Source organism: Vibrio sp. 2132-1 (assembly GCF_033344315.1).
This window is the reverse complement of record NZ_JAWPON010000663.1, coordinates 1-568: the sequence shown is the minus strand read 5'-3', so window position 1 is coordinate 568 and position 568 is coordinate 1. Positions and strand designations below refer to the sequence as shown.

General features: G+C 47.0%; 1 protein-coding gene. It reads right to left on the bottom strand.

The genetic code is table 11. The annotated features are described in order from the left end of the window. On the bottom strand, nucleotides 1–568 hold a 568-nt coding region (locus tag R8N47_RS27260), incomplete at both ends, for a chorismate-binding protein (protein ID WP_318186372.1).

The following is a 568-nucleotide window of genomic DNA, read 5'->3' as shown; positions in this document are numbered from 1 at the left end:
AACAGCTCGTCTTGCATGTAGAACATGTAAGGGCTTGGGTTGCTTTGCTTTAGCTCTTTGTAAGCTGCCAACGGAGAAGGGCAAGGCAATGTGAATCGACGAGAAGGAACCACTTGGAAAATATCGCCTTTTACCACGAATTCTTTTAGATCACGGACGATTTGACAGAAGTCTGGATCCGAAACGCTTGGTTGAGCTGTGATATTGGCCACTTGCGTTGCGTCTGGAAGGCGCTTTGGCGATGTGCATTGAGCTCGGATATCTTCGATTCGACTTTCTAGCGCTGCTTTTTGCGAGCCGTCAACGAACAATGTTGCTTGCAGTTGGCAGGATTCTGTTTGGTGATCTACAACCAGTAATGTTTCCGCAACATAGAAGACGTAATCCGGACACTGGTTTGTTGCTACCGCGTCTCCTAATGGTTCGAAGTTCGCCACCAAGTCATACGCAAATAGGCCACCAAGGAAAAGGGCATGTTTGTCTTGCGAAGAAAGATCAAAACTGTGCTGTACCAAACGAAGCGCATCAAAAGAAGAGGCTTCTCGTAGACGAGAATCTTCATCAATCG